The sequence below is a fragment of the Anaerolineae bacterium genome, from assembly GCA_013178015.1.
In the GTDB taxonomy this organism is placed as follows: Bacteria; Chloroflexota; Anaerolineae; order DRVO01; family DRVO01; genus Ch71.
On record JABLXR010000033.1, the window covers coordinates 39,472 to 47,448 of the forward strand.

Consider the following 7,977-nt stretch of genomic DNA (forward strand, 5'->3'; position numbering starts at 1 on the left):
CTATTCCTAGTTTACACGATTGCTGCTGTCTTCCCAAGGTGCAGCAGTAGCAGGTTGGATTCCACAACGATAGCAGGCGGGGGAGATCGAAGGTCTCCAGGGGCGGCGGGGAGCCCTCGGTCTGCGGATCAGGCGTGCTGGGGTGATGGCAGCTCGACCGGCGATGGCTGGTCGCGGTGTCACTGGCATGGCACTTGCGGCACCTGTAGCCCGCACGCCCCGCAGCGAGGGATGTCCTAGGAGACGTCAATGCCTTCAGGGCCCGGCAGAGGCAACCCCGACGATGAACTGAATGGGGCAATCCAGGCCTACCTCGATACCCTGCAACAGGAACCGAACACCCTGCGCACCTACTCCAGCGGGCTCCATGCGCTGGTCACCTTTCTCTCTCAGCACCAAGCTGTAGAAACCCCACTCCTTCGCTTGTCGTCGCTGGACACTGATGTCCTCGCCTCGTTCCAGGGCTATCTTCTGAACCGAGGTTACTCCCGCTTCACCGTGCGCACCTACATGGCAGCCGCCCTCGCTTTCCTCGACTACCTCCTGACCCATGACCTGCTACCGGCGTCTTTCTCCCTGGACAAGGCCAAAGCCCGACTCCGCCGCCCCAGGCGCGGGGACCCTTACCCCGCCCCCGTTCCGGACCCGGCCCTGCCGCTGGTGATTAGGCACTACGACCAGATGCCGCTTCCTTCGGGGGAGGGACAGCAAGCGAGGCTTGGCCGTCTCCGGGTTCTGCGCAGCCGCGCCATAGTCCACACCCTCTACTCATCAGCAGGCCGCATCGCTGAAGTTACCTCCCTTGACCGTCGTGATGTCGCTGACGGGCGGCAGTCAGAGGTTGTGGTTGTGGGCAAGGGTGGCAAGCAGAGGTTCGTCTATCTCACAAGGCTGGCGTGTAGGGCAATCCAAGACTATGTGACAGAACGAAACGACGCCTTTCAGCCCCTTTTCATCTCTCATGGCCGAGACTACGGCTCCCGGCTCAGCAAGGTTAGCATCTGGCGGACGGTCAAGCTCGCCGCCCGCGCCTACAACTTGGAGGTATCTCCCCACGATTTCCGCCACTTCCGCGCCCGACAAATGCTGGACGAAGGGGCACCGCTGGAGGCAATCCAGGAAATACTCGGGCACTCCGACATCAGCACCACTCGCAAGGTGTATGCCATCTACTCACGCCATTCGGTGCGCCAGATCTTCGCCCGGTCCACTCTGGCGCCCGAGGAAGCCTTGGAGAAGGTAGACCCGGAGCTGTTGGCGGAGCACGGCGATCTTGACCCCGGCCGAGGACCTGCTCCCCACTGAGCTTCCCTTGAGCCTGCCACGCCCGCCCATCTCGCCCCGGACTCCACCCAACTAGACCGCCCACCGCTCTGCGGCTACACTACCGACATGCACCGGCAGCCCCGGGTTAGTCAGCACCGTAGTCGGGAGTCATGGCATGGAACTGGGCATTGTTGGCCTCGGACGAATGGGCAGGAACATCGCCCTCCGCCTGGCGCGGGCGGGGCACCACATCGTAGCCTACAACCGTACCACCGAGAGGGCTCTGGAGCTGGCCGCCGCTGAGCCCAACGTGGAGGCGGCCCGGACTTACAGCGAGCTCTCCGATCGCCTGAGCCCGCCAAGGATCGCTTGGGTTATGGTCCCCGCAGGCACCCCTACCGAAGACACGATAGACGACCTGCTCCAGGTGTTCGCCCCTGGCGACATGGTCGTGGACGGCGGCAACTCCAACTACAAGGACACCATCCGCCGCGCGAGCAGATTGGCCCGCGCCGGGCTGGACCTGGTGGACGTGGGCACCAGTGGCGGCGTCTGGGGCCTGGAGAACGGCTACAGCCTCATGGTCGGCGGCCCGCAGGCTGCCGTCGTGAGGCTTAGGCCGGCATTGGAGACATTGGCACCGGCGCCCGATCGGGGCTGGGGTCACGTAGGCCCAAGCGGTGCCGGGCACTTCGTCAAGATGGTGCACAACGGCATCGAGTACGGCATGATGCAGGCTTACGCCGAGGGCTTTGAGTTGCTGCATGCCAAGAGCGACTTCGACCTCGACCTCCGCCAGATCGCCGGCATCTGGGGTCACGGTAGTGTGGTCAGATCCTGGCTGCTGAGCCTGATCGAGGAAGGCCTGGCTGAGGGCCAGGAGTTGGACGCCGTTCGCGGGTGGGTAGCGGACTCGGGCGAGGGCCGCTGGACCGTCAAGGAGGCTATTGATCTGGACGTACCCGCGCCGGTGATCACGCTGTCACTGCTCATGCGGTTCGTCAGCAGGCAGGACGAAAGCTATGCCGCCAAGCTGCTGGCGGTGATGCGCAGCCAGTTCGGAGGCCATGCCATCAGGACCCCAGAGTAGCATGCGCCCCGCCGCGCTCACCCCAGCGGGGCGCCAGGCCTCATGCGAGGCCAACGACTGCCGTTCCGGGGTCGGTCCTCGCGTTCCGTCATGAGCGCTAGCAAGGAGATGGCAGCCGATGTCTCTTTCCGAAGAGCGCGCTGAGCCGACGGCGATAGTAGTCTTCGGAGCCTCCGGAGACCTTACTCGGCGCAAGATCATCCCCGCGCTTCACAGTCTCCGCTGTGCAGGCCAAATCCCGCGCTTCTGCCGCCTGATAGGAGTGGCACGCACACCGCTATCTGACGACGAGTTTCGGGAGCAGCTGCTGCGCGGCGTGGAGGAATATGCCCGGCTCAGACCCGACATCTGCGATAGCTGGCCGGAGTTCTCCGCCAGACACTCGTACCTCTCGGGCGACTACGACGATCCGGACACCTACCGGAAGCTATCCGCGATACTTGGCCAGGCCAGAGAGGAGTGCCCCGAGTCGGGCGGATACCTGTACTATCTCGCCACTCCGCCGGTGGCATTCGGGACCATAGCCGAGCGCCTGGGCGAAGCTGGGCTCAACCGACATCCTAGCGGGTGGACCGCCATCGTGGTCGAGAAGCCCTTTGGCCATGACCTCGAGGGGGCGCGCGCGCTCAACCGGCGCCTCCACGCCGTCTTCCCTGAGGAAAGCGTCTTTCGTATCGACCACTACCTAGGCAAGGAGACGGTACAGAACATCCTGGCGTTCCGCTTCGCCAATGCCATCTTCGAGCCCCTCTGGAACCGCAACTACATCGCCAACGTTCAGATCACCGCGGCGGAGAACCTGGGCGTCGAAGGCCGAGGCCAGTACTACGACCGGGCCGGAGTGGTGAGAGACATGCTCCAGAATCACCTTCTCCAACTGCTGTCGCTCCTGGCCATGGAGCCTCCCACCCGGCTAGACGCCAAGCTGCTGCGTGACGAGAAAGCCAAGGTACTGAATGCCGTGCGACCCGTCTCCCTGGACGAGGTGGTCCTGGGACAATACCAGGGGTATAGGGAGGAGAGCGGCGTTGCCCCCGATTCCCGCACACCCACCTTCGTGGCCGCCCAGCTTTGTGTGGAGAACTGGCGCTGGCAGGGCGTTCCCTTCTACCTCCGCACGGGCAAGCGCCTGGCCAAGAAGGTCACCGAGCTCATCCTCGAGTTCCGCGATGTGCCTCACCTCTTCCTTCCCGGCCGACGGTCTGCGCCCAACCGGCTTACCCTCTGCATCCAGCCTGACGAAGGCATCCACCTGCACTTCCAGACCAAGGCTCCCGGCGCCGGGATGCAGACCTCGCCGGTTGACATGGAGTTCCACTATGAGTCAGAGTTCGGCGAAAGAGCGCTGGCGGATGCGTACGAGCGCCTGCTCCTGGATGCCATCGCTGGGGATCCCTCGCTCTTCGCCCGAAGCGACGAGATTGAGCAGTCTTGGGCTCTGGTTGAACCAATCCTGGAGGCATGGGAGACGGATCATGACAGGCAGCCGATCCAGTACGAGTGCGGCACCTGGGGCCCGGCCGAGGCGGAGGAACTGGTAGCTCGCCGAGGGTTTCGCTGGCGACAAGATTGCGGTCACCACGAAGCCCCTAGCTGCGAGGTCGTGCTGCCCGAATGAGCTGCCAGCCAGAGGTGACCGTCAGCGAGCCGCGGGCAGAAGCAGCATAGTATCGACTGTGGCCTGTGGCCCTATACCTAGGGTTGGTCCAGTGCCACAGCCATGGTGGCAGTCTCGTCCGGTCGCACACTCCATTCGGCGCGAAGAATCCGACCCTCCTCGTCCACCGCGAAGTGGCTGCGGATGATGCCCTCGGTCTCCCGTCCGAACGCCTTCTTCCGCCCCCAGGCGTCATACGCCATGGCCACCCGATGGTCTGGGTCCGACAGCAGGACGAAGGGAAGGTTGTGACGCTGCCGGAAGCGAGCCAGCTCCTCCGGCGAATCGGGGCTGATGCCGATCACCACGGTGGCCTGAACCTGAATCCGCGGGTAGAGGTCGCGTATGGAGCAGGCTTGACGCGTGCACCCCGAGGTGCCCGCCTTGGGGAAGAAGTACACCACCACCTTCTGCCCGCGGAAGTCCGACAGGCTGACCTGCTCCCCTCTATCCGACGTCAGCGTGAAATCAGGTGCCGGGTCTCCGTACTTGAGCATGCCGCTGTCCTCCTTGGTGCCTTCCAGCCACATCCCATGGTGCACCAGATCGGCTTTGCGATCAACCCTAGCTCCCCGAGCCGGCGGCTTAGCACTCTCCCACTGTGCTGACGTAAAGGCGTCCGTAAGGTCGATAAGTGAGGGGAACCAGCTTGGTGTAACTGTCTGAGACCAGGCTGTCCGGATCGAGGCAGAACTCCCAGCAATACGGCTCCAGATGGCGGCGCAGCTCCTCCCGGTCGGCATCGGTGAGCTCCTCTCTCCCTGCTCCCTTCCCAAGCCGGTGCTCAGGCACGGAGCCGCGCACGTAGATCGTCCCCCCGTGCATGCCCGTGCCCAGCCAGTTGCCTACTGGTCTCTGCCGCCCCTGGTCGGTCAGCCCCAGCACGATCAGAACGCCGCCGGCCATGTACTCCCCCAGGAAGTCCCCGGCAGCACCACCCACCACGATCGCCGGTCCGTTGCCCGGCTGCGCCTTCATGTGGATTCCCACTCGGTAGCCCACATCGCCGCGCACCCAGATGCGCCCACCCCGCAAGCTATGACCCAAGATGTCGCCCGCCGATCCATGGATGGCGATCAGGCCTGAGTTCATCGTATTGCCCACCGCGTTCTGGGCATTGCCCAGCACCCGAACGGTCGGACCATCCATGAAGGCACCCAGGTCTTCGCCTGGTGTCCCTTCCAGGGTGAGGCTGAGCTCTCCCCCGAGCCCGGTTCCGATGTAGCGGTGGCCCAATACCTCAGTCACCCGCACTGCCCGCTCCCCAGCCGCCGCCGCCTCCGCCAGCAGCCGGTTCAGAGAGACATGATCCAGTCCGCGAGCGCTGACAGTTAGCACAGTCGTTCCCCCCTGGTGAGCGTCACTCGCGCCCGGCCGCCTGCACCCCAAGGACAGCCAGTGTCTCTGCATCCAGTCCCACCGCCCTGAGGCGTTCCCGATTCCCCCGCAGGCTCTCCACGGCATTGATGCCCAGGGCGCCTAGCACCTCGCGTAGCTCCGTGGCCCAGGCCCGGATCAGGTTGCCCACGCGCTCCACCCCCTCCTCCAGGTCCTGCCGCGCCGCCAGCTTCGGGTCCTGGGTGGTGAGCCCCCAGGCGCAGCGCCCGGTGTGGCACGCCTGGCACAACGTGCACCCCAGGCTCACCAGCGCTGCTGTGCCCACCGCCACCGCGTCTGCCCCCAAAGCCAGAGCTTTGACCATGTCCCCACTGGAACGGATGCCGCCTGACGCGACCAGGGTGACCTCGTTGCGAATCCCCTCCTCTCGCAGCCGATCGTCCACGGCTGCCAGGGCCAGCTCCAGCGGTATTCCCATGTGGTTGCGCACCACCTTGGGCGCCGCCCCCGTCCCACCCCGGAACCCATCTACAGTAACGAAGTCGGCACCGGCCCGGACGGCACCGCTGGCGATGGCGGCCACGTGGTGCACCGCCGCAATCTTCACTCCCACCGGCTTGGCAAAGCCGGTAGCCTGCTTGACCGCGCCCACCAGCTGGGCCAGGTCTTCTATGGAGTAGATGTCGTGGTGCGGAGCTGGCGAGAGCGCATCGGCACCCTCGGGGATCATGCGGGTGGCGGCGATCTCCGCCGTCACCTTCTCCCCCGGCAAATGACCCCCGATCCCGGGCTTGGCGCCCTGACCCATCTTGATCTCCACTGCCGCTGCCCGCTCTAGGTACCGTGGGTGAACCCCGAACCGCCCGGATGCCACTTGCACCACAGTGCTGGGCCCGAACTCGTACAGCTCCTCGTGCAGTCCGCCCTCCCCGCAGTTCCACAGGGTGCCCGTCTCCTGCGCGGCGCGCGCTAGGATTCGGTGCACGTTCAGGTTCACGGCGCCCAGGGACATCGCCCCCAGCAGGATGGGGACCTCCAGCCGGATCTGCGGGGGCAGGGGGTGCGCCAGTCGAAGCGTACCCTCAGGCCTCGCCTCCACCTGCAGGGCGGAAGGCTTGGCGCCCAGGAAGGTGACTACCTCCATGGGCTCACGCAGGGGATCGATGGAGGGGTTGGTGACCTGGCTAGCGTCCAGAAGCAGGTGGTCCCAGATGGACTGATAGGCCAGGTCGTTGCCAGCCCCCGCCAGTAACATGCCGCCAGTCTGAGCCTGTCGCATCAGGTCGTGGCGGAGGGAGACCGACCAGTACGGGTTATGCCGGTGTGCCACCTGGTTCGGTACTACCCTGAGCGCACCCGTAGGACAGAAGGTGACGCATCGCGCGCAGGCCACGCAGCGGGAGTGACGCGCCACCGGCCTTCCTGACTCCATGGAGATCACGCCGAAGGAGCACTCCCGAGCGCAGCGCCCGCATGCACTGCACCCCTCGCCGACCTGCACCAGGAAGTCGGGCAGGAGGTAGTTCCTCAAGCGGACACCCCCTGAGAGAGAAGCCGCCCCTCCGCCGGGAAGCCGGCCTTAGGAGCCCATATGCAGTCCAGGTTCGGCGCCACGGACCTGATGGCCGACTCCTCCGAGGCGAGGTAGAACCTGAATCCCTCGCGGGCCGCCATCAGAGGGCGAAGCTTGGCCCGGTCGGTAAGCCCGATCATTCCACGGCTGTGCCCAATGATGATACTGAAGGGACCGTTGGCCATCGCGCTTCCGTACACCTGACGAAGAGCGGTGTACAACTCCCTTCGGTCCGGGTCCGACATGCGCTCGATCTGCTCCCAGAATGGAGGCGCCAGGATGGCGTAGAGTAGGCGCCACGGGAGTCGGTGTCGACGTACCAGCAAGTCCACCAGGTAGACGAGCACCTCGGTGTCCGTCCGCAGAGTGCACCGGTAGCCGAACATCTCCACGTAGCGGCGGTTGATGCCGTAAGAGGATATCTCGCCGTTGTGCACCACCGACCACTCGAGCAGGCTGAACGGGTGGGCGCCGCCCCACCAGGCTACGGTGTTGGTGGGAAATCGACCATGCCCGATCCACTGATAGGCCCGGTACTCCTCCAGGCGGAAGAAGTTGGCGATGTCCTCCGGGTAGCCTACCCCCTTGAACACCCCCAGGTTCTTCCCGCACGACACCACCCACGAGCCCGGCAGCTCCATGTTCACCCGCATCACCAGGCGGACCACGTAATCTTCTTCCGAGAGCCCTCCCAGGTTCGCCGGAGGCACCTGGACGAAGTACCGCCACATGTCCGGAGCCACCCCGATCCCGGGAGTAGGTCGGGTGTAGATGCGCTCGCTGCGCACGAGGAAGGTGGCCGCAGACAGGAGCTGCTCCACTGCGCTGCGGTGGTCGTCGCGGTCGTAGATAACGTGAATGGCATAGGAATCGGCCATCTCGGGGTAGATGCCATAGGCGGCGAAGCCTCCTCCCAGCCCATTGCTGCGGTCGTGCATGGCCGCCATCAGGTCGCCGATCACCTGGCCCGGCACCATCCCCCCTGATTCGTCCAGCACGCCGCCAGTGGCACAACCAGCCGGCACGTATGGGTACTGGCTCTTGCTCGCAGAC

7 protein-coding genes are annotated in these 7,977 nt (G+C 65.1%); 3 read left to right on the plus strand and 4 right to left on the minus strand.

Translation table 11 applies throughout. The annotated features are described in order from the left end of the window. Positions 1-249 precede the first annotated feature (249 nt). From HPY83_13500 to zwf, 3 genes are all read left to right on the plus strand, one after another. Positions 250-1,305, plus strand: coding sequence for a tyrosine-type recombinase/integrase (locus tag HPY83_13500; protein NPV08963.1), 1,056 nt, complete (start codon positions 250-252; stop codon positions 1,303-1,305). 136 nt (positions 1,306-1,441) lie between these two features. Beyond that, positions 1,442-2,356, plus strand: coding sequence for a decarboxylating 6-phosphogluconate dehydrogenase (gnd, locus tag HPY83_13505; protein ID NPV08964.1), 915 nt, complete (start codon positions 1,442-1,444; stop codon positions 2,354-2,356). A 118-nt stretch (positions 2,357-2,474) separates the two neighbouring features. Beyond that, positions 2,475-3,974, plus strand: coding sequence for a glucose-6-phosphate dehydrogenase (gene zwf / locus HPY83_13510; protein NPV08965.1), 1,500 nt, complete (start codon positions 2,475-2,477; stop codon positions 3,972-3,974). A 77-nt stretch (positions 3,975-4,051) separates the two neighbouring features. Here zwf and bcp read toward each other — a convergent pair whose 3' ends face one another. From bcp to HPY83_13530, 4 genes are all read right to left on the minus strand, one after another. Then, the gene (bcp, locus tag HPY83_13515; GenBank protein NPV08966.1) at positions 4,052-4,510 is read right to left on the minus strand and encodes a thioredoxin-dependent thiol peroxidase; all 459 of its coding nucleotides are present in this window, start codon (positions 4,508-4,510) and stop codon (positions 4,052-4,054) included. Positions 4,511-4,598: 88 nt separating this feature from the next. Continuing rightward, positions 4,599-5,423: a hypothetical protein gene (locus HPY83_13520; GenBank protein ID NPV08967.1), complete on the minus strand. Its 825-nt coding sequence runs from the start codon at positions 5,421-5,423 to the stop codon at positions 4,599-4,601. Then, positions 5,374-6,882: a 4Fe-4S binding protein gene (locus HPY83_13525; protein ID NPV08968.1), complete on the minus strand. Its 1,509-nt coding sequence runs from the start codon at positions 6,880-6,882 to the stop codon at positions 5,374-5,376. The genes HPY83_13520 and HPY83_13525 overlap by 50 nt, the downstream gene beginning before the upstream one ends. Further along, positions 6,879-7,901 (minus strand): hypothetical protein, encoded by a 1,023-nt coding sequence (locus HPY83_13530; GenBank protein ID NPV08969.1) that lies wholly within the window; start codon positions 7,899-7,901, stop codon positions 6,879-6,881. Before HPY83_13530 ends, HPY83_13525 begins: the two co-directional genes overlap by 4 nt. Positions 7,902-7,977 lie beyond the last annotated feature (76 nt).

Coding starts and splice junctions, on each gene's coding strand:
- HPY83_13500 (NPV08963.1), top strand. CDS start 250: ATGCCTTCAGGGCCCGGCAGAGGCAACCCCGACGATGAACTGAATGGG.
- gnd (NPV08964.1), top strand. CDS start 1,442: ATGGAACTGGGCATTGTTGGCCTCGGACGAATGGGCAGGAACATCGCC.
- zwf (NPV08965.1), top strand. CDS start 2,475: ATGTCTCTTTCCGAAGAGCGCGCTGAGCCGACGGCGATAGTAGTCTTC.
- bcp (NPV08966.1), bottom strand. CDS start 4,510: ATGCTCAAGTACGGAGACCCGGCACCTGATTTCACGCTGACGTCGGAT.
- HPY83_13520 (NPV08967.1), bottom strand. CDS start 5,423: ATGCAGAGACACTGGCTGTCCTTGGGGTGCAGGCGGCCGGGCGCGAGT.
- HPY83_13530 (NPV08969.1), bottom strand. CDS start 7,901: ATGGTGCCGGGCCAGGTGATCGGCGACCTGATGGCGGCCATGCACGAC.